This window comes from Amycolatopsis sp. WAC 04197 (genome assembly GCF_003947475.1).
In the GTDB taxonomy this organism is placed as follows: Bacteria; Actinomycetota; Actinomycetes; order Mycobacteriales; family Pseudonocardiaceae; genus Amycolatopsis; species Amycolatopsis japonica.
Genome location: NZ_QHJK01000015.1, coordinates 194318 through 214501, shown reverse-complemented (window position 1 = coordinate 214501; position 20184 = coordinate 194318). Strand labels below are relative to the sequence as shown.

The following is a 20184-nucleotide window of genomic DNA, read 5'->3' as shown; positions in this document are numbered from 1 at the left end:
GACTGCGCACCCGATTGATGTCATGATGTCCGGTTGCTGCAGAGGTCGTGAGTGGTAAAGAGGGTTAGAACGACCATCGCCACTCACGACCCCGGGGCGATACTGCGCAAAGTGCCCAAATCAGACAGGCTGGATCTCAAAGAGTGTCCTTTTTGGACAGCCCGAGGAATCGTCCTCGCCACTCGCGGAAGTCAGGAAGGTGAAGCGGCCGCCGCCACTTCCGTCTCCCCGGTCAGAACGCGTCCGTAGGCGCGCAAGCAATCCGAAGCGACCCTGTCCCAGGAGTACCGCGCCCGCACCCGATCCGCTCCGGCGAGTCCGAACGACTCGCACAACGAAGCGTCACCGAGTAGGCGTCGCAACGCCGCCGCCAGCTCCCCGGGGTTGCGCGGAGGGACCAGCATCCCGGTGACCCCGTCGACGACCGTGTCGGTCAGACCACCGACGGCGGTCGCCACGACCGGGACGCCGCAGGCCATCGCCTCCAGCGGCACGATGCCGAACGGTTCGTACCAAGGCGTGCAGACCACCGCGTCGGCTGAACGCAGGAGGGCGGGCATTTGTTCGCGCGACACGAGCCCGGGCAGGTGTACGCGGTCACCGACGCCGGCCCGTTCGGCGATCGCCCGCAACCGCCGCACCTCCGGTGCCTTGTCGAGCGGTCCCCCGTCCGGGCCGCCCACGATGACCAGTTCCGTGTCCGGGAGCGACGGCAGCGCGGCGATGGCGAGGTCGAAACCCTTGCGCGGGACCAGCCTGCCGACGCTGACGATCCGGCGCCGCGCCGTCCGGTCGGCCACGCCACCATCCGGGGTGAACGTCGTCAGGTCGACTCCACACGGGACGACCGAAGCACGCGACCGCGACAGCCCCATCCGCACGAGTTCGAAGACCTCGTCCGAACAGGTCGCGATCACGCGGTCGGCCTGTTTGGCGATCATCCGCTCGAGCCGGATCCGGTCGTGCGGGCTCGTGTCGTTCTTGCCCTGATAGCGGCGTTTCACCACGCCCAGCGCGTGAAAGGTCTGTGCCACCGGGATGCCGAGATCCTTCGCCGCGAGAATCGAAGCCAGGCCCGACATCCAGAAATGCGCGTGGACCACGTCGGGCCGGTCCTTGGCCCAGCGGGACCGCAACACCCGGCCGAACTCGCCCATATGCGGCAGCAGCTCGTCCTTCGGCAGCTTTTTGGCCGGCCCCGCCGGAACATGGACGACACGGTAGCCGTCCGGCGTCTCTACGGTCGCGGCGACACGGCGGTTGTCGCGGCGCGTGTAGACGGTGACGTCGTGTCCTTGCCTGCTCAGCGCGGCGGAAAGTGCCGCGACGTGGACGTTCTGGCCCCCGGCGTCGGCTCCGCCCATGGCGGCGAGCGGGCTCGCGTGCTCGGAAACCATCGCGATCCTCATCGGGCTCCTTCCCTCCGCCTGCGGCGGAATCAAGCGGTCACTTCGGCCAGCAGGGCGTTCCAGCGGCCGAGGAACGCGTCGAGCCCGTAGCGGCTCAACGCGAACTCGCGCGCGGTTTTCCCCGCCAGCACAGCGAAATCGGGTTCGTGGATGAGCTCGCGGTACGCCTTCGCCAACGCCTCGACGTCCGTCGAGACGGCGCCGGCGTCCGGCGGGACCGCGAGTACCGCTTCGGTGGTCGCCAGTGCCACGACCGGCATGCCCAGATGCATCGCTTCGAGCAGCGAAAGGCCCAGCGACGTCCACCTCGCGGTGTGGAGGTAGACGCGCCGCCGGGCCACTTCGGCGTGCAGCTCCCGACTCCGCAGATCGCCGCCGGGACGGACCGCGGGGTGCCGGCCGTGGAGTTCTTCCGCGCCGATCCCGTACACGTCGACCGGCGCGATCTCCGCGAAGGCGGGGAGCAGATCGGTTCCGGTGATCCGGCCCCGCCGCGCGGGTTCGTTGATCAGGGCCGCGCCGTGGGGCAGTTCGCCGGTGTACCGCTCACCGGGATCGGGGATCCCGTGCGGCACGACCACCGTGGGCGCGAGGCCGGAGTCCCACATCAGTTCGTTGAAATGGGTCACGTGGACGAGCGGGATGTCGTCGCGTTCGGCCAACGGATGCCGTGTGGTGGCGGCGTGCTCCCGGGGCGTGTTGTGCTCGACGTAGACGGCGGGCACTTCCTTGCCGGGACGGCGGCGCAGCCATCGCGCGGCCAGGTGGATCTCCTCCGGCCGCTGAAGGATCTCGACGTCGACGTCGAGATCCTCCAGTTCGTCGACCGGAACCTCCTGGGCGGAGGGCCAGTCACGGCCGCTGAGTCCGCGACCCCACGGTCCACCCTCTTCGAGGAGCGGCAGGAAACAGTGGTGGCCACCCCGGACGAAAGCCTCGGTCCACGAACCGTGGACGTGCCACAGGAGAATCCGGAGCGGGGCCGTTTTCGTCATACCCGCCAAGTTGCCCGTGGTGGACGGACTAAACGTTTTCCCTTGTCTTACTTTGCTTCCGCTGGGAACTGCGGGTGGACGCGACGCCCACCACGAGTGCCACGAGGGCGGTCACCCCGTGCAGGACGTTGTCGGCCCAGCTGAGGTTGACGGCGTCACCGGCGGAATCGGTCCCCGCCGAGAGCACACCGAAGGCGGTCAAACCCGTGAACGCGACGAAAACCAGCCAGCTGTAGGCCGGGATCGCGGACGGTTTGACCACGGCGACCAGGCCGAGGACGCCGATCACGGTGCGGATGACGTCGAGCATGCCTGTCGCGCTGAAGATCCACAGCGTGTTTTCGCCGACCTCGTTCGCCTCGGGGAGGAAGAAGAAGCCGAGCACACCCAGGACGAGGTGGACCAGCGCGATGACCAGCACCACCGGTCGCAGAAGGAAGCCCGTCGTACGTAGGTTCATCGGAAAGCCTCCGTTTCGCCGCAAGCCGACCGGGTACCCCGTGGTGCGGCCGTGAAAACGCGTTCGGCGGCGCGCCTCATTCGCCGGACTGCGGGTCGGTGTCGTCGTGCGGGTCCCCGGACGACGTGCCCTGCTCGCCGCGGGTTTCTTCGCGGTCTTCCTGGTCCAGTTTCTCGCTGTCGGTGGAATCGCCTTTGGCGGGTCCGGTGTCCATGAGGGTCTCCTTCGTTCGATTTCCTCGTGGTTACCCGCTTTCTCGCGTTTTAGTGATCGGTAAAGGCGTGACTCGCGTGATCAGGCACGTAACTCGCGTGATTGGAGGCTCCACTCGGTGTTCCGCCGCTGATCACGTGAGTTACGGCTTTGATCACGTGAGTTACGGCCTCGATCACGCGAGTGCGGTACAAGGGAACGGACCAAGGCGACCACTGTGGACGTTTCGCGTCGTACGACCGGGGTAGCCGTGGGCAACTACGGCGAACCGGAGGGGACATGACCGCGATCTCCCAGGCAGCAACGATTCCACTCGCCCCGGCGCGGCCATGGCTGCTGCGGCCGCCGGGGGTCTACCGCCCGCAACACGACACGTGGCTGCTGGCGAGCGCGTTGAGCGCGTCGGGGATACCCCGTGAAGCGAAAGTTCTCGACCTCTGCACCGGCACCGGCGCCCTCGCGCTGACGGCCGCGGCGCACGGCGCGAGATCGGTGACCGCCGTGGACATCTCCCGGCGGGCGCTGGCCGCGGTATGGGTCAACGCGCGGCTGCGCCGCCTCCCGGTCCGGCCGCTTCGGGGCGGCTTGGCCGAGGCAGCGAGCGGTGGCCCGTTCGACGTCGTGCTGGCGAATCCGCCGTACGTTCCCTCGCCGATACCCGCCACCGGGGCCGCGCGGGCGTGGGACGCGGGGCCGGACGGCCGGATCGTGCTCGACCAGGTCTGTGCCCAGGCGGCCGAACTGGTGGCGCCGGGCGGCTACCTGATGATGGTCCATTCCGCGGTCTCCGGCCCTGACACGTCGTTGACGCAGTTGCGGGCGGCGGGGTTGACACCGTCGGTGGTCGCCACCCGGTCGATCCCCTTCGGACCGGTCATGCGGGCACGGGCGGCCTTCCTTGAAGCGGCGGGCCTGATCGAGGCCGAGCAAAGTCACGAGGACCTGGTGGTGATCCGTGCCGACCGGCCGTAGGACCAGGGTCCGGATCGAACCCGGCGGGCCCCTCCTGGTGGAGGGGCCGGTCGAGATCGTCACGGACGACGGCGAGACGGTGACCTCGGATCGCTTCGTGGTCGCCCTCTGCGCCTGCCGCCGCAGCAAGCGGTACCCGTTCTGCGACACGAGTCACCGCCGCCGGTCACGGCAGGGGATGCAGCGGCCTGAGGAGTGAGGTCTCCCCGGCTGACCAAGCGCCGAGCAGGTGCTCGGTCAGCCGGGTTTCCAGCAGGTCGGTGGCCTGGATGCCCAGCGCGACGTCCGCCGCGAGTTCGGGTTCGCGGTCGAGCAGATCGCCGACGACGTCGTGCCGCAGCACCTGTTCGTGCACCGCGTCGGCCTCGACGTGCTCGGTGTAGAAGTAGCGGCATTCCGGCGCCGCGCCGAGACGCTCCAGTGCCTGGTCCATGCGCCGGGCGGCGGGCGCGGTGGTGATCTCGGCGGCGGCGAAGTGGCCGACGAGCGCGCCACGCAGGCCCCGGTGCAGGCCGAACAGCGACATCATGTTCACCGTCGCGAGCGTGCAGGCGGGGACGTGATCGAGGTAGGCGAGATAGCCGTCCGACAGGCCGGCGGCGGTCAGCAGATCCCCGAACAGCCGGGAATGCGCCTGATCGGCCCGCCCGCCGCCGAACTCGTCGAACTCCACGGCGACCAGCGCGGCCTTGGCCCTGCCTCGCAGGCGCGGGATCACCCACGCGTGGGGATCGGCCTCCTTCAGGTGGTAGATCGACCGCTGCGCGAAGTACTCCTCGACGTGCCACCATTCGCCCTCGTCACGCAGGAAGTGGGAAACGCCGCCGCCGTCGACCGGTTCGACGAGCAACTCGTCCAGCAGCCCGCCGACGTCGTCCCCGCCGGGCACGGCGGCGCGGATACCGTCGAGGAACACGTGCTCCAGAACGGATCGGAAGGCGAGCAGGCGCGAGTCCCACTCCCACTCCGAGTCGACGCCGTCGAAGCCCTGGTAGTGGAGTTCGTAGCAGACGTGCAGCGCCAGCTGGAGGTCTTCACCGAACGGGTCGGCCCCGGTCGCCACTTCGGGGTCGAAATCGTCTCGGCGTCCGCCCGCCAGGGTGTCCACCACGGCGGCGGAAAGCGGGCCGCGGATCTCGGGCAGCCTCGCGGCCACATCACGGTCGATCGTCGTCATGCCGCGCGGGTACCCGATCTAGGCGTGCGGAACCGTCTCTTCGGTCAGCATCCGCAACACCGCGATCTCGCCGTCGGCGGCGGCCCGGCGCTGTCGTTCGGCGCCGGTGCCCTCCCGTTCCAGACGGCCGAGCAGGGTGCGGACGAGGTCCGCGTCGCCCGTGTCCTCCAACGCCTGCCTCGTATGTGCCAGCAGCGCGGCGACCCGGTCGCCCACCGGGACCGGTTTTCCCGCCACCGGGTCGACGGCGGGCCCCGAAAGCCCGTGACGCGCGGCCGACCACACGGCCGCGGCGGCGATCTGCGGATCCAGCGGCGCGGCCTCCACCCCGTGGTCCAGGTCGGTGAGGGCGGTGCGCACCAGCGCGCGGGTCAGCAGGCCCTGCAGGACGGCTTCGTCCACGGTGGACGCGGTGTCGGCGGCGCGGACCTCGACCGTCGGCCACCGCGCCGACGGCCTCGCGAGCCAGAAGGTCTGGTTCTCGTCCACCAGGACCCCGCAGTCCACCAGCTTGCCGACCTGTTCCTCGTAAGCGGCGGCGTCGACGAAGTACGGGGCGATACCCGAGCCGGGGAACCGGCTCTGCTCCACCATCCGCCAGCTCTCGTAGCCGGTGTCGCGGCCGCCTTCGAACGGCGAGTTGCCCGACAACGCCAGCAGTGTGGGCAGCCATTCACCCAGATGGTTCACCACGGCGACCGCGGTCTCCCGGTCGGGCACGCCGACGTGCACATGGCATCCGCAGGCCTCGTAGGCCTTGACCACCCCGGCGTACAGCGCGTCGACCTTGCCGAACCGGTCGACGGCCTCGTAGTCGCGTTCGGGCGAGGGACGCGGGGGAGTGCCGGCGGCGATGATGGCGCAGTCCTCGCCCGCGGCCGCTTCGGCGAGCGTGCGGCGTCCCGCGGTCAGGTGCTCGTACAGCTCGTCGGCCGTGTCGCAGACGCCGGTGGCGGCCTCGATCTGGGTCGGCCTCAGTTCCCGGTGGACCGCCGCGCCGTCCGGCAGCGGACAGCAGATCCGATGCCGTTCGAGCACCGCCTCGGCCCGGGGGCAGCTCACCCCGGTCCTGGGATCGACCAGCAGGAACTCCTCTTCGATGCCGATCCCGGTCATCACCGCTCCCGCTTCTTCGGTAGCGCGCGTACGGCCGGCCCTTGGATCACCGACCCGTCCAGCCCGAACCTCGAACCGTGGCACGGGCAGTCCCAGGTCTTCTCCGCGTTGTTGAACGCGACGAGGCAGCCGAGATGGGTGCAGTGGGCGCCGACGGCGTGCAGCTCGCCACCCGGATCGCGGTAGGCGGCGACGAGTTCGCCGCCGTCACGGGTCACCTTCGCCTCGCCGGGCGCGAGTTCGTCGAGGGAAGCGGGTTTGCGCAACGCGCTGAGATGGTCGCCCACCAGGAATTTCGCCACGGTCGCGTTGTTCTCGACGGTCGAGATCGCCGACCGGAGGTCGAAGCGGTTCGGGTCGTACAGGCCCGCCGACGGATTGTCGCGTCCGGTGAGCAGATCCGCGAGCAGCAGCCCGGCCGCGGTACCGCCCGTCATACCCCACTGGCCGAAACCGGTGGCGACCCAGAGGTGACGGCTGGCCGGGTGATAGCGCCCGACGTACGGCACGGAGTCCAAAGTGGACAGATCGTGCGCGGACCACCGGTGGGTGACCCGGTGCACGCCGGCGTGCTCGCGCGCCCACGTGGCGAGCCGTTCGTAGCGGCTCTCGACGTCGACGGAGTCGCCGACCCGGTAATGCTCGCCGCCCACGACCGCGTACGGCACACCGTCGTTGAGGTAGCTCCGGACGGAGTGGTGGGTGTCGGCGTCCAGGTACATTCCCTCGGGTGGGTGATTCCCCGCGACGGGTCCGGCGACCACCAGATCGCGGACCGGATCGAGCCGGGCGAAGAACAGGCCGCGGTCGAACACGGGGTAGTGGGTCGTGACCACGACCTCGCCGGCGCGCACGTCACCCGAGCTCGTGCGCACCTTGGTCCCGCCGAGTTCGTCGAGACCTTCCGCGCGTACCCCTTCGACGATCGTCCCGCCCGCGCGTTCGATTTCGGCGGCCAGCGCGAGCAGCCAGCGGCGCGGGTGGAAATGCGCCTGCGACGCGAACTTGACCGCGCCAAGGGCGGGCACGTCGAGGTCGACCTCGGTGACGTAGGAGGCCGGAAGACCCGCCTCGGCGGCCGCTTCGGCCTCCCGTTCGAGGCTTTCGACGGTCTCGGGCATGGTCGTGTAAACGAAGCTGTCGGAGCGGGTGAACCCGCAGTCGATGCCGAGTTCCGCCGTGGCCGCCGCGATCCAATCGAGGGCGGCCGCCTGCGTGTACGCGTACATCGCGGCGGCTTCGGCGCCCTTGGTTTTCGCCAGCGTGGCGTACTTGAGCCCGTGCTGGGTGCTGATCTTGGCGGTGGTGTGGCCGGAGACCCCGGCGGCGACACGGCCGGCCTCCAGCACGAGGACCGAACGCCCCGCCCTCGCCAGCCGGTACGCCGTGGTGAGCCCGGCGATGCCGCCGCCGAGGACGGCGACGTCGACCTGCGGCGGCAAGGGCGTGCCGGTGCGATCGGGAGCGGGAGCCGTGTCGAGCCACAATGAACGCGTTCCGGGCAACTCCGTCATGTGGGCCGGATTCCCTCGGGGCGGAGCGGGCAAACCCTGGTTTTCCGGCCCACTTGAGCGGGTAGGCCTGGCCTATGACCACATCCTCCAGGCCCCCAGAGGAAAAGAACATCTTCGTCATCGGTCTCGACGACGCGAACGTGGAGGTGCTGAGACGAATCCCCGGTGCCGACCGGTATCGCTTCCACGCCTTGCTCTCGCCGGAGGAACTCCAGCACGGCGAGATCCCGATCGTCGAACTCGTGGAGAAGGCGGAGGCGCATTTGGACGCCTTCTCCGAGCCGATCGACGCGATCGTCAGCTATTGGGACTTCCCGTCCTCGACGATGGTGGCGATGCTGTGCGAGAAGTACGGGCTTCCGGGAGTCTCCCTCGAGGCCGTGCTGAAGTGCGAGCACAAGTACTGGAGCCGCCTCGAACAGGCGAAGGTGATCGACGAGGTGCCGTCGTTCGGCATCGTCGATCTGGACGAGGACGACCCGCGACCGCCCGAGGGTGTCGACTACCCCATGTGGCTCAAGCCGGTGAAGTCGTTCTCCTCGGAGCTGGCCTTCCACGTCGCCGACGACGACGAGTTCGACAAGGCGGTCGCCGAGATCCGGGCGGGTGTCGACCGGGTCGGCAAACCCTTCGAGCGCGTGCTGGCCACGGTCGACCTTCCCGAAGAGGTCGCGAACGCCGGCGGGGCCGCGTGCCTCGCCGAAGGAGAGCTCAACGGCGTGCAGGCCGCGACCGAAGGCTATGTCTACAAAGGACAGGTCACGGTCTACGGGGTGCTCGATTCGATCAACTATCCCGATTCGACGTCCTTCCTCCGGCATCAGTACCCGTCGCAGCTTCCCGTGGACGCCGTCGAGCGGATGAAGGAGATCTCCGTCCGTGTGATGGAGCAGATCGGTTTCGACAACGCGACGTTCAGCATCGAGTTCTTCTGTCATCCCGAATCCGGGCAGGCGTGCCTGCTGGAGATCAACCCGCGGCATTCGCAGTCCCACGCGGAGCTGTTCGAGTACGTGGACGGGGTGGCGAACCACCAGATCATGGTCCGGCTGGGCCTGGGGCAGGATCCCGGGGCGCGACGGAACCGGGGCGACTACCGGATCGCGGGCAAGTGGTACTACCGCCGGTTCCGCGACGCGCTCGTCACCCGGGTGCCCACCCGCGCCGAGATCGCCGACCTGGAGGCGGAGATCCCCGGGGTGAAGATCGAGCTGGTGGCCGAAAAGGACACCCGGCTGTCCGATCTGCCCGAACAGGACAGCTACAGCTACGAGCTCGCGCACATCTTCGTGGCGGCGCAGACCGAACGGGAGATGGAGAGCAAGTACCGCCGGTGCACCGAGGCGCTGCGGTTCGAATTCGAGGAGGGGTAGCCCATGCGGACGGTGGCTTCGCTGCCGTACGAGATCACCGAGGAGGACCATGTCTGGATCCCGGTTTCCGACGGTGTCCGGCTGTCGGCCAGGATCTGGCGGCCGGTCGCCTCGGACGGCGAACCGGTTCCGGCGATCCTGGAGTACATCCCCTACCGGCACCGTGATCTGACGTCGGTGCGGGATTCGGTGCACCATCCCTACCTCGCGGGGCACGGGTACGCGTGCGTCCGCGTCGACATCCGCGGTTCGGGGGAGTCGGAGGGAGTCCTCGCCGACGAATACCTCGAACGGGAGCAACTCGACGCCGAGGACGTCCTCGAATGGATCGCCGCGCAGCCATGGTGTTCCGGCCGGACCGGCATGATGGGCATCTCCTGGGGCGGGTTCGCCGCCCTGCAGGTGGCGGCGCGCAAACCGCCGAGCCTGACCGCGATCGCGATCTCGTCGTTCACCGACGACCGGTACTCCGACGACATGCACTACATGGGTGGCTGCCTGCTGTCGGACAACGTCGCCGAAGCGTCCACGATGTTCGCCTACGCCACGTTGCCTCCCGACCCCGCGCTGGCGGGGGAGCGGTGGCGTGACCTGTGGCACGAACGCCTGGAGAACTGCGGTCTCTGGGTGGGCGAATGGCTGAGCCACCAGCGGCGTGACGAGTACTGGCGGCACGCGTCGGTCTGTGAGAACTACAGCGACGTCCAGGTGCCGGTCCTCGCGTCGAGCGGCTGGGCGGACGGGTACTCGAACGCGGTTTCGCGGCTGCTGGCCAATCTCGACGTGCCGCGGCGCGGGCTGATCGGGCCGTGGTCGCACAAGTACCCGCATCTCGGACGGCCCGGCCCCGCCATCGGGTATCTGCAGGAACTGGTCCGCTGGTGGGACCACTGGCTGAAGGACGTCGAAAACGGCGTCATGGACGGGCCGATGCTGCAGACCTGGATGCAGGACAGCGTGCCACCGTCGACCTCGTACGAGGACCGCCCCGGCCGCTGGGTCGGGGAGCCGTCCTGGCCTTCGCCGCATGTGCGTCCGTCGGAGCATCGGCTCGCGCGGCACCGGATCGCGCGGTCCGGCGAGGAGGTCCCGGCGGAGGATCTGCCGGTGGAATCGCCGCTTTCGGTCGGCCAGTTCGCCGGTAAATGGGCTTCCTACAGCGCTCCGCCCGATCTGCCGTACGACCAGCGGGAAGAGGACGGCGGCTCGCTCGTCTTCGACACCGACGAACTCGCCGAGCCGTGCGAGATCCTCGGTTCGCCGGTGGTGGATCTGGAGGTCTCGGCGGACAAGCCGGTCGCGCAGGTCGCCGTCCGGCTGTCCGACGTCGCGCCGGACGGCAGGGCCACGCGGGTGACCTACGGCCTGCTGAACCTGACCCACCGGGACGGGCACGACGACCCGGAACCGCTCGAACCGGGTACGCGATACCGGGTGCGTGTCGAGCTCAACGCCGTCGCGCAGGCTTTCCCCGCCGGGCACCGGATCCGGCTGTCGATCTCGTCCTCGTACTGGCCGCTCGCGTGGCCTCCGCCGGAACCGGCGAGGGTGACCGTCCACACCGGACAGAGCACGTTGACGTTGCCGGTGCGGCCGATGGCCGAAGCGGACGAGGTCCCGGCCCGGCCGTTCGGTGAACCCGAAGGCACGGAACCACTGCCGGCGACCCAGGTCGAGCCCGGCGAACAGCGCTGGACCGTTTCCCGTGACCTGATCGACTACCGCTCCGCGCTCGAAATCGTGAAGAACGAGGGCAAGGTCCGGTTCGAGGACATCGATCTCGACGTCACGAGGAACGTCTTCGAGCGGTACTCGTGGGTGGCCGACGACTTCTGTTCCCCGGTGGCGGAGACGGCGTGGTCGATGACTTTCGCCCGCGGGGACTGGTCCGCGAGGTCCGAGACCCGGACCCGGGTTTCGTGCACTCCCACCGAGTTCGTGATCGACGCGCAACTCGACGCCTTCGAAGGCGAGCGACGGACGTTCTCCCGCAACTGGCATCGGACGGTTCCCCGTGATCAGGTCTAAGACGAGTCTCACGGCGAAGTCGCTGCTCGCCTGGCTGCGCCTCACCAAACGGAAGCGTACGTATGCCGAGCTCGACCGATTCCGCCGGAGCATCGAAAGCAGCCAGGCGAAGGGCGACCGAGGGCCGATCCGCGCGATCCGGCGCCGGTTCGACGTCGAGCGGTCCGAAGTGGACGGACGGCCGTGTTACACGATACGCCCGCGACGCGGCGGGGTCGCCAAACACGTGCTGTACTTCCACGGTGGTGCTTACGTGCACCAGATCCAGCACGACCACTGGCGGTTCTTCGGACGGCTGATCGACCGCACCGGCTGCTCGGTCACCGTGCCGATCTACCCGCTGGCCCCGGACCATCAATGCCCGGAGACCACCGCGTTCGTCCGTCGCGCCTACGACGAGTTCGCCGCTGCTGCCGAGCCGGAGGACCAGATCGTGATGGGGGATTCCGCCGGCGCGGGCATCGCCTTGGCGCTCACCAAGGCGTTGCGGGACGAAGGCAGGCCGGTGCCGAAGGAGACCGTCCTGCTGTCGCCGTGGCTGGATCTGACGATGAGCCATCCGGCGCAACCCGCGCTGGACGAACGCGACCCGTATCTCGCGCTCACCGGTCTGAACGAGGCGGCGAGACTCTACAGTGGACGATTGCCCCGCACCGATCCCAGGCTCAGCCCGCTGTCCGGCGATCTTTCCGGGCTCGGGGCGCTGACCGTCTACATCGGAACCAAGGACGTCCTGCTCGCCGACGCCCGGCGGCTTCACACGCTGTGCACCGAGCAAGGCGTGCCGTTGAGCTATCACGAGTACGAGGGCATGATCCACGCGTGGATGCTGGCCTCGATCCCGGAAGCGAAGCTGGCGCTGGAGGAGATCGCTCATCTCGTGGATCGCTCGCTCGTGAAATCGGTGTAGCCGCGTGACGAGTGGGTAACCGGAAGACAACGGCCGGCGCAGCGAGGTTGTACGTCCACCGGCCGTGAGGTGGACCGGCGTGGGCAGCCCCGGCGGAGCAGGGACGCCGGCGCGCCGGTCACCGCGTCCACTTCTCGGCTGGAGTGCTCGATGGAACGGTTGGAGTCACTGGGGGACCTCGCCGCGCTGGTCAGGCGGCGGAAAGGACTGTACGTGCGGTGGGCGCCGACCCCCGAGCATCGCCCCGGCACGAGCCGGGACGAACTCACCGGCGCGGAACTGCCGGGGCTTTCGGTGAACCCCCTCGATCCCGAACCCTGGTGGCGGGATCAGCCGCTCGAACTCTGGCTGGCCCGGCGGCTCTACGACTACTGCCACCTCAGCCACGAACGCCGTCGTGAGACCAAACCCTGGGTGCTGGCGGGCCGGATCGTGGGTTCGGGTCCGGACAACGAGCCGCTGCTGACCGATCCCGAACCAGTCGGCCGGATCTCCACCGCGGTGCTCGGAGAGGCCCGGGATCTGTTGCGGGACCGGGCGCGGCACGACGCGGACTGGGGCCCGTTGCGCCGCCCGCCGGAACTCGGCCGGGCTTGAAGCCGTAAGACGCGTGCTTGGGGCCGTAACTCGCGTGATTGGAGCCGTAAGTCACGAGATACGGCTCCAATCACGCGAGTTACGGCTTCAATCACGGGCTGCCTGGACGGCGAGGAGGTCCACGACGTCCTCCGCGACACGCCGCTTCTCGAATCGCGCCCGTTGCCGATCGGCCCCGCCGCCCTCGGCGGCCAGCCGCGCACACCCGTCGCGGACGAAGTCGAGATCACCGGTTTCGGCCAGCGCACCCGAGGCGAACGTGACGACGTCGTCGAGCACGTCGGTCGCCGGGGCGAGGTCGCCGGTCCGGAAATGCGGGCAGCGCCCGGAGAGTCCTTCCCGCGACGCGCGCCAGATCTGCGCGCGCAGCACCTCGTTGGACAGCTTCGAGGGCTGTTCCTCCGAGGCGAGGATCGTGCCGACCAGGCCGCGGATCAGCACCCCGTAGAGGACCGCTTCGCCGGCGGTGGCCGCGACGTCGCCGAGCCGGAATTCCACCGTCGGCTGTTTCTCGGAAAGCCTTACGTCCCAATAGACCATCGCGCGATCGAGGATGGCGCCCGCCCGGAGCCAGGCATCGACGATGCTCTCGTAGTGGTCCAGCGAGCCGAACATCGGCGGCGCGCCCGCCGAGGGCCAGCGGTTCCATTGCTGGTAACGCCAGCTGGCGTACCCGGTGTCGTAGCCGTCGCAGATCGCGGAATTGGCGGTCAAGGTCAGCAGCGCGGGCAGGAAGGGCCGCACGTGGTCGATCACCCGGATCCCGGTCTCCCGGTCCGGGACGGCGATGTGCACGTGGCAGCCGCAGGTGTGCGACGTCCGCGCGGTCGCCCCGAAATGTTCGGACATCCGCTCGTAGCGCGGATTCGGGGTGATGGCGGGCAGAGCCGTTTCCGCGAGCGGCGCGCTTCCGCTGGGCAGCAGGCGGCAACCCCGCCGTGCGGCGGCTTCGGCCAGGTCGGTGCGCAGAGTCGTCAGCTGCCGCTCGGCCTCGTCGCGGGTCGTGCAGACGCCGGTGGCCGATTCGGCCTGGGAACGGGTGAGCTCCTGCTGGAGTTCGCCCTCTTCTTCGTCCGCGGCGTCCACGACGGCGTCGCCCGCCGGCGAAAGGTGACCGGTCCGGTCCACCACGAAGAACTCTTCCTCGACCCCGAAGGTGAGTACGTCGTTGTTCACAACCGCTGATACCCGCGGCCTGTTCGGCACAAACTTTGTTTTCGCAGGTCGTGGACGGGGTATTCCACGGCAATGAGCCCGAAGTCGCAGGAGCCGCCGTATCTGCTGGCCGCACAGGCCGGATCGGTCGTACGCCACCTGCACAGCAGCCTGCGGGCGGGTGAACCCGCTTCGCCCGCCGACCTGTGCCGGACCATCGGGGCGTTGCAGCAGCTCGCCGACGACCTCGTCCAGGTTCTGCCCGGCCTGCAGGGCCAGCTCGAAGAATGCCTGCTGGCAGGCCGGGTCGGCGCGGGCGACACGGCTCGCGAGGCCTGGGACAAGGTCGCCGACGTCGGTTACGCGCTCGCCCAGGCCCGCACGGGCGGTCTGCTGCTGGCCGCGGAACTGCGGGTTTCGCGACGCACGCTCGGAGAACTCGCTTCTTCGTGAGACGCCGGGCTCAGCCGACCGGCTGGGCCCGGACCACCGCCACCGGGCAATGCGCGTGATGCAGCGCGTCGTCGCTGACCGAACCCAGCAGAAGACGCCGGAGATCGCCGTGATCGCTCCGGCCGAGCACCAGCAGCGCGGCCTCACTGGATTGCACGGTCAACGCCTGCGCGGCGGGCCCCACCCCGTGCACCGTCTCCACGGCGACGTCCGGATAGCGCTCCCGCCACGGCTCGAGCTGCCGTGCGACGAGCTCGTCGGCCACCTCCTGGGGGATGCCGGGCGCCGGATCCAGCACCGGCCCGCCGAGCAGCGGCTCGCTCGCCGGACCCCAGAGCGGCATCCGCGCGACATGCACGGCGTGCACGGTGAGCCCGTGCCGGGAGGCGAAATCGAAGGCGAAGCCCGCCGCCTGCGAGCTTTGCTCCGAGCCGTCGGTACCGAGGATCACCGGCCCGCCGGGTGGCGGCTCGTCCCCGCGCACGACCACGACGGGACGGCCGGCGGTCTTGGTCACGCCGGATTCCGTCGAGCCGAGGACGGCCCTGGTGAACAACCCGGTGTGGGATTCGCCGAGCACGATCATCGCCGCGTCCGTCTCGTCGGCGACCGAGGTCAGCACCTGTTCCGGAGTGCCTCCACGCACGACCGTGCGGACGTCGAGATCCGGGTCGGAGCGTTTCAGCGCTTCGGCCATCGAGGCGAGCTGCCGCTGGGCGGGTTCCACTTCCGCGGCTTCGTCGGCGGCCTGGGGGACCGCTTCGTTCAGCGGTGTCGCGACCGGGTCCGATCCGGGCGGGGGAAGCCGGTCGCGGGTGCAGTACGCGAGGACCAGGCCGAGGCCGCGGGTCTTCGCCTCGGCGACCGCCCAGCGAACGGCGCGGCGGGCCTCGGGCGAGCCGTCGAAACCGGTCACCACCGGCCCTTGGCCCGTCTGTTCAGCGGACATGGGACATCACCTCCGACCCGCTGGTGATACCCGCTTTCCGGGGTCTTCAAGCGGACGGCCGGTTTCACTGCTCGGCGCGCCTGGGTACTTCCACATATGACTTCCCTGTCGACGCCCCGCGCGCTTGACAACAAGCGCGCCTTTTCAGTGTCCTCCGAACGGCGGGCACTCGAGGAACCACGGGGACGTCTGCGGCTGCACGTGAGCAGGCCGACCAGGGGGACCACCGTCGTCAAGATGAACGGCGAGGTCGACCTCGGGACCGCGCCGCGCCTCTGGGAGATGCTCGACCAGCGACTCCACGGCAGCGGCACCACGGTGATCGTCAACCTGTCCGAGCTCGAGTTCTTCGGGGTGACGGGGATCCGGGCACTCGAACGCGCGCAGTTGCTCGCCGACGAAACAGGGACGAATCTCTTCGTCTTCCCGGGCGAGTGCCGTTCCGCTTGCCGCCTGCTCGGCCTGTGCCGGAACGGAGCCCTTCACGTTCTGTGACGTGTCACAAGGCATTGGGCCGGGTGGCGGCGCGAGCCGCAAGGGCGGCGTTCAGCAGCGCGATATGTTCGAGCCGGGTGGGATCCAGCCCGGTGAGCTCGGCGATCCGGCGCAGCCGGTAGTCGACCGTGTTGGGGTGGACGTGCAGGGCCGCCGCCGTCTGACGGCGCCCGCCCCGGTCGAGGAAGGTCTCCAGCGTCTGCAGCAGTTCTTCGTTGCCGTCCAGCGGCGTCAGCCGGGTGGCCAGCCGGTCGAGTGCCGGGCCCGGACGCGAAAGCTGGTATTCGAGCAGGACGTCGTCGAGCCGGTACAGCCCGGGCGGCCGCCCGGTTCCGATGGCGACCGCGAGTACGTCCTGCGCGAGCTTCGCCGCGGCGGGCACACCGGACGGCTCGGCCGCGGCGGTCCCGGCGATGACCTCGGCGCCCGCCGTCCGGGCGACGTCGGCGAGCACCCGCTCCAAGCGAGCCCAGTCCCGGGTGGACAGTTCGTCGGCCGCGGTTTCGTGCGGCAGCAGGGCGAGCCCGCCGTCCGGCGTGAGCGAAGTCAGGACGGTGCCCCGGATCTGGCGTTCCAGTTCGACCCGCAGCCGCCGGAGCTTCCGCCGTCCGGCGACCAGCGGGTCGACCCCGTCGACCTCCTCGTCCGGATGCGCTCCGACCGACGCCGCGAGGACGATGTAGCACGGCGGCAGCCGCAGGCCCGCCTGTCCAGCCGCGACCTCCGCGGGTTCGCCGTCGAGCAGCGCGGAGAGCACCGTGTGCCGCGCCGAACGCTCGTCGTCGAACATCGTGCGGCGTTCGTCGAGGTAGCCGGCGCCGACCGCGGGCGTGACCACCTCCAGATAACGCAGGGTGAGCGCGTTGACGGCCAGGACGTCGGCGACCTCGTCCGGACGCGCGTCCGGCGTCAGCGACGCCCAGACCACCTGGATGCCGATGTGGTACGCGGTGAGGACGACGTCGATCGGGATGCCCTCCTCCGCGCGCCGGGCCGCCGATTCGCGGAGGAAGTCGAGCTCCCGCCGCGTCGGCGTGGCGCCGGTGCGCAGGGTGTCGATGAAGGAACGCAGGTTCTGCTCGATCACGTGCGTGATGTCGCCGCTGAGCTCCTCGGCGGGCAGCAGGCCGTACTCCGGGATCCGCAGGACGATCTCGGAGAGCACCGTCTTCGCGAGCGAAGGCAGGACTTCGGTCAGCCGTTCCGCCAGGGGACGTCCGCCGATACGGAAGCCTGGATCCTTGTCACCCGTCACAACCGCCCATCATGACAGCTGGTCAGTGCGTGAGCACGTCCCGTGCCGAATCGAGCGTCGGGTGCACGGTGAGGACCGCGTCGAGGCCGAGCAGTGACATCGGGCGAAGCAGGGCCCGCTCCTGGGTGACCAGGATGAACGGGACGCCGGCTTCTTCGGCTTTCGCGCGGGTCTGCACGAAGACGGTGAAGCCGGACGAATCACAGAACGTGACCGCGGACAGGTCGGCGATCAGTACCGACGGCTTGAACCGGAGCTCCTCGTCCAGCGCTTTGCGCAGGTCGTCGGAGACGCCGAGATCGATTTCGCCGGATACGGTGACCACCGTGTCGGTGGCGGAAGCCGTGATCGAGATGTCGAGAGGGGACACGAATCTCCGTGTCGGTCGGGGCGGATCGGAAGCGGGAGCGCGGTAGTCGGTCAAGTTGACTCCTTGCCGGTTTGGAGGGCCGGCAGCTGCCCGAGGGCATGCCGGACCCGGAAAAGGGACCCGGCGGCTGGTGTCTGAACCGCGACAGGCCAACCGTAGCAGCCTCGCGGCCCGTTACGCCGGTTGAGCGGTCACGCCGTCCGCGCCCGAGCCTCGCCGACCGTCACCCGATCGAGGTCAGGGTGGATTTCGTCGGCCCGATCCCACAGTCCGGCCGCCAGTTCGGCGGAGCCTTCGGCGGCCGCGACATTGCCGAGCCCGGTGTAGGCGCGGGCGGTCTCGTACCGGCTTCCGCAGGCCTCCGCCCGGTCTGCGGCGGCGCGGTAGGCCGAGGCGGCCAGATCGTGGCGTCCCGCGTGGTACCAGGCCCAGCCCAGGCAATTGAGCGCCATGGTGGCGTCGAGGTCCAGCCCCAGTTCGTCGAAGACGGTCAGCGTCCGGCCGGCGATCGCGGCGGCGTCCTCGGACCGCCCCAGCGCGGTCAGCACCAGCGCGATGCCGCGATCGGTGATCGCGGCGTTGCGGCGATTGCCGTCACGGACGTAGAACGCGTGCGCCTGCCGGAGATCCCGCAAGGCGTCGTCGTGGTTGCCCCGGTAGTGCTCGGCCCAGCCGTTGTGCGCGAGGGTGGTGGTCTCGCCGTGCCCGTCACCGATCCGCCGGAACAGCGCGAGCGCTTCGCCGTAGTACGCCGAAGCTTCGTCCAGGTCGCCGCGATCGACGTGCGCGACCCCGAGGTTGGCGGTGGTGGTGGCCAGTGCCCACGTGTCCCCGAGCGCTTCGGCGGACGAGCGCGCCCATCGGTGGGTCTCCAGCCACGGGTCCCAGAGTTTGGCCACGAAGAAGAAGTCGCGCAGGAAGAAGGCGAGTTGCCAGCATCGCTCGTGTTCGCCGCGTTCGCCCGCCGTCCGGCAGAGCGCCACCAGGCCGGGCCATTCGGCGCGGAACCAGGACATCGCCATCTCGCTGTCGTCCAGTCTGGTCGGTTCCGGGACGCCGGGGTCGAAGACGATCTCCGGGAAGTAGCGGTGCGGGGTGATCTCCCGGTCGGCCAGCGCGGCGGTCCGCACCGCGAAATCGGTGAGCCTGCTGAAGGCTTTCATGCCGTCCTCCGCGTCGGTGAGCACGAATTCGGTGGCGAACGCGCGCAACAGGTCATGGAATCCGTATCGGTCGGAGTCCGGTTGGGTGAGCAGATGGGCTTCGTGCAAACGGTCCAGCAGCCGATCGGCCTCCCGGAACGGAAGCGCGCTCAACGCGCTCGCGGTATGGACGTCGACGTCGGTTCCGGGATGGACGGTGAGCAGCCCGAACAGTCTCGCCTCGGCGGTGCTCAACTGCTGAACGGACAGCCGGAACGCGGCGGCGAGCGAACGTTCGCCGTCGTCCAGTTCACCGAGGCGGGCCGATTCGTCCGCCAGCCGCCGGTCGAGTTCCGCGACGTCCCACGCGGCATGCGCGCGGAGCCGCGCCGCGGCGATCCGGATCGCGAGGGGGAGCCGGGCGCAGCGCCGGACCACCCGGGTGACGGCGGGTCCGGCGGGAACGCCGGTGATCGCGGTGAAGAGACCGACCGCCGCGTCGAGCGGGAGCATGTCCAAGGAGACGTGCGCGGCGTCGTCGAGCGCGCTCAGCCTTGACCTCGATGTGATCAGCACGCGGCATTTCGGTTCGGCGGGAAGCAACGGACGCACCTGCGCCGCGCTGACCGCGTTGTCGAGTACGAGAAGCAGACTGCGGCCGCGAAGCCGGGATCGGTACAGCGCCGCGCGATCGGCGGGCTCGGCCGGGATGCCGTCCGCGGGGACACCGAGTATGCGAAGCAGCCTGTCGTGCACCGCGGCGGGTTCGCCGGCTTCGTCGCGCAGGTCGACGAACAGGCAGCCGTCGGCGAACCCGGACTCCAGCCGGTGCGCGCAGCGCACCGCGAGTTCAGTCTTGCCGACACCGCCCATGCCGGACACCACGCAGACACCCCCGTCGGCTTCGAGCGCCGCGCGGATCGCGCGCAGTTCGGCCGCCCGTCCGGTGAAGGAGGAGGTCGCCGGTGGCAGACCGGACGGTCTGACGTCCGGCCGTGTCCGGCGCCGCACGGGTTCGCCGGGAAGGAGCGGTTTCAACTCTCCTTCCGCGCCGAGTTCCGTTTCGCACAACTCCGCGAGTGCGGGATTCGGCGCGGAAATCCCGGTCTCGACTTTACTGAGGTAACCCTTGCTGTAGTGAGTGCGTGCGGCGAGTTCGGTGAGCGAAAGGCCCGCCGCTTTACGACGGCGACGCAACTCCGCTCCGAACGTTGCTCTCTCGTTCATCGGCCCCCATCCTCGTCGGAGGATCAGTATGGCCGTGCGGACGATGTTCCGGCAGTGGCTTCCGTCCGGCGGCCGGATCCGCGGATCCGGCCGCCGGACGCGGGTGTGTTCCATGCCGTGTCCTCAGCCGAACACGATGCCGAGCAGGGCCAGGATCAGGCCGATGGCGTGGGTCTGCATGGTCAGTCCACCTCCTTTCCGTGTGTGGCGACCACGGGAGAGACCGGGTTCGCGGGCGCGGTCCCCATCGCGTTGCCGAGCGCCACCCCGATGAGGAGCGCGACCACCCACAGCCAGAAAGCGATCCGTAAGAGCAGCGAAAGCGAGCACTTGACGGTCATTCCGACTCCTTCGGTGAGCGCATGAGGGCAACA

At 69.4% G+C, this 20184-nt stretch carries 21 protein-coding genes; 8 read left to right on the top strand and 13 right to left on the bottom strand.

Annotated features, from left to right (window positions below; all coding sequences use genetic code 11):
* Window positions 1-191 precede the first annotated feature (191 nt).
* From DMC64_RS39635 to DMC64_RS43125, 4 genes are all read right to left on the bottom strand, one after another.
* A complete protein-coding gene (locus tag DMC64_RS39635; protein ID WP_125737705.1) occupies window positions 192-1409 on the bottom strand; it encodes a glycosyltransferase in 1218 nt (405 codons plus the stop codon).
* Between the two features lie 29 nt (window positions 1410-1438).
* Window positions 1439-2404 (bottom strand): glycosyltransferase, encoded by a 966-nt coding sequence (locus tag DMC64_RS39630; protein WP_125737704.1) that lies wholly within the window; start codon window positions 2402-2404, stop codon window positions 1439-1441.
* A gap of 28 nt (window positions 2405-2432) precedes the next feature.
* Complete coding sequence (locus tag DMC64_RS39625; protein ID WP_125737703.1) at window positions 2433-2864, bottom strand: DUF4383 domain-containing protein; 432 nt, start codon at window positions 2862-2864, stop codon at window positions 2433-2435.
* 76 nt (window positions 2865-2940) lie between these two features.
* Complete coding sequence (locus tag DMC64_RS43125; RefSeq protein WP_162836903.1) at window positions 2941-3078, bottom strand: hypothetical protein; 138 nt, start codon at window positions 3076-3078, stop codon at window positions 2941-2943.
* Window positions 3079-3356: 278 nt separating this feature from the next.
* Between DMC64_RS43125 and DMC64_RS39620 the strand changes: the two genes are divergently transcribed.
* Both DMC64_RS39620 and DMC64_RS39615 read left to right on the top strand, forming a co-directional pair.
* Window positions 3357-4049: a methyltransferase gene (locus DMC64_RS39620; RefSeq protein ID WP_125737702.1), complete on the top strand. Its 693-nt coding sequence runs from the start codon at window positions 3357-3359 to the stop codon at window positions 4047-4049.
* The gene (locus tag DMC64_RS39615) at window positions 4033-4248 is read left to right on the top strand and encodes a CDGSH iron-sulfur domain-containing protein (RefSeq protein ID WP_125737701.1); all 216 of its coding nucleotides are present in this window, start codon (window positions 4033-4035) and stop codon (window positions 4246-4248) included. Before DMC64_RS39620 ends, DMC64_RS39615 begins: the two co-directional genes overlap by 17 nt.
* Here DMC64_RS39615 and DMC64_RS39610 read toward each other — a convergent pair.
* The 3 genes from DMC64_RS39610 to DMC64_RS39600 are packed head-to-tail and all read right to left on the bottom strand — an operon-like array spanning window position 4216 to window position 7856.
* Window positions 4216-5226, bottom strand: a complete 1011-nt coding sequence (locus DMC64_RS39610) for an iron-containing redox enzyme family protein (RefSeq protein WP_125737700.1) — start codon at window positions 5224-5226, stop codon at window positions 4216-4218. The genes DMC64_RS39615 and DMC64_RS39610 overlap by 33 nt on opposite strands.
* Window positions 5227-5244: 18 nt before the next feature.
* A complete protein-coding gene (locus tag DMC64_RS39605) occupies window positions 5245-6342 on the bottom strand; it encodes a glutamate--cysteine ligase (RefSeq protein ID WP_125737699.1) in 1098 nt (365 codons plus the stop codon).
* Window positions 6342-7856 carry an FAD-dependent oxidoreductase gene (locus DMC64_RS39600; RefSeq protein WP_125737698.1) on the bottom strand — a complete coding sequence of 505 codons (1515 nt, stop codon included), beginning with the start codon at window positions 7854-7856 and terminating at the stop codon, window positions 6342-6344. Before DMC64_RS39600 ends, DMC64_RS39605 begins: the two co-directional genes overlap by 1 nt.
* Before the next feature lie 74 nt (window positions 7857-7930).
* Between DMC64_RS39600 and DMC64_RS39595 the strand changes: the two genes are divergently transcribed.
* From DMC64_RS39595 to DMC64_RS39580, 4 genes are all read left to right on the top strand, one after another.
* Window positions 7931-9229, top strand: a complete 1299-nt coding sequence (locus tag DMC64_RS39595; RefSeq protein ID WP_125737697.1) for an acetyl-CoA carboxylase biotin carboxylase subunit family protein — start codon at window positions 7931-7933, stop codon at window positions 9227-9229.
* 3 nt (window positions 9230-9232) lie between these two features.
* Window positions 9233-11257 (top strand): CocE/NonD family hydrolase, encoded by a 2025-nt coding sequence (locus tag DMC64_RS39590; RefSeq protein ID WP_125737696.1) that lies wholly within the window; start codon window positions 9233-9235, stop codon window positions 11255-11257.
* On the top strand, window positions 11244-12167 hold the full coding sequence (locus DMC64_RS39585; protein ID WP_125737695.1) for an alpha/beta hydrolase: 924 nt from the start codon (window positions 11244-11246) through the stop codon (window positions 12165-12167). Before DMC64_RS39590 ends, DMC64_RS39585 begins: the two co-directional genes overlap by 14 nt.
* A gap of 150 nt (window positions 12168-12317) precedes the next feature.
* Window positions 12318-12764, top strand: a complete 447-nt coding sequence (locus DMC64_RS39580; protein ID WP_125737694.1) for a DUF6098 family protein — start codon at window positions 12318-12320, stop codon at window positions 12762-12764.
* A gap of 87 nt (window positions 12765-12851) precedes the next feature.
* Here DMC64_RS39580 and DMC64_RS39575 read toward each other — a convergent pair whose 3' ends face one another.
* A complete protein-coding gene (locus DMC64_RS39575) occupies window positions 12852-13940 on the bottom strand; it encodes a glutamate--cysteine ligase (RefSeq protein ID WP_125737693.1) in 1089 nt (362 codons plus the stop codon).
* A gap of 72 nt (window positions 13941-14012) precedes the next feature.
* Between DMC64_RS39575 and DMC64_RS39570 the strand changes: the two genes are divergently transcribed.
* On the top strand, window positions 14013-14372 hold the full coding sequence (locus tag DMC64_RS39570) for a hypothetical protein (protein ID WP_125737692.1): 360 nt from the start codon (window positions 14013-14015) through the stop codon (window positions 14370-14372).
* A 10-nt stretch (window positions 14373-14382) separates the two neighbouring features.
* Here the strand turns inward: DMC64_RS39570 and DMC64_RS39565 are convergent, their stop codons facing one another.
* Entirely contained in the window at window positions 14383-15321 is a 939-nt protein-coding gene (locus DMC64_RS39565; RefSeq protein WP_125737691.1) for a universal stress protein, read from the bottom strand.
* 147 nt (window positions 15322-15468) lie between these two features.
* On the opposite strand from DMC64_RS39565, the gene DMC64_RS39560 reads away from it, so the two are divergent.
* Window positions 15469-15816 (top strand): STAS domain-containing protein, encoded by a 348-nt coding sequence (locus DMC64_RS39560; protein WP_370325711.1) that lies wholly within the window; start codon window positions 15469-15471, stop codon window positions 15814-15816.
* 4 nt (window positions 15817-15820) lie between these two features.
* Here DMC64_RS39560 and DMC64_RS39555 read toward each other — a convergent pair whose 3' ends face one another.
* The 4 genes from DMC64_RS39555 to DMC64_RS42845 form a co-directional block, all read right to left on the bottom strand.
* Window positions 15821-17071, bottom strand: a complete 1251-nt coding sequence (locus DMC64_RS39555; protein ID WP_125737689.1) for a CdaR family transcriptional regulator — start codon at window positions 17069-17071, stop codon at window positions 15821-15823.
* 22 nt (window positions 17072-17093) lie between these two features.
* On the bottom strand, window positions 17094-17441 hold the full coding sequence (locus DMC64_RS39550) for an STAS domain-containing protein (protein WP_063777632.1): 348 nt from the start codon (window positions 17439-17441) through the stop codon (window positions 17094-17096).
* A gap of 191 nt (window positions 17442-17632) precedes the next feature.
* Window positions 17633-19810: a tetratricopeptide repeat protein gene (locus DMC64_RS39545; RefSeq protein ID WP_125737688.1), complete on the bottom strand. Its 2178-nt coding sequence runs from the start codon at window positions 19808-19810 to the stop codon at window positions 17633-17635.
* 182 nt (window positions 19811-19992) lie between these two features.
* Window positions 19993-20151 carry a hypothetical protein gene (locus DMC64_RS42845; protein ID WP_158634322.1) on the bottom strand — a complete coding sequence of 53 codons (159 nt, stop codon included), beginning with the start codon at window positions 20149-20151 and terminating at the stop codon, window positions 19993-19995.
* Window positions 20152-20184 lie beyond the last annotated feature (33 nt).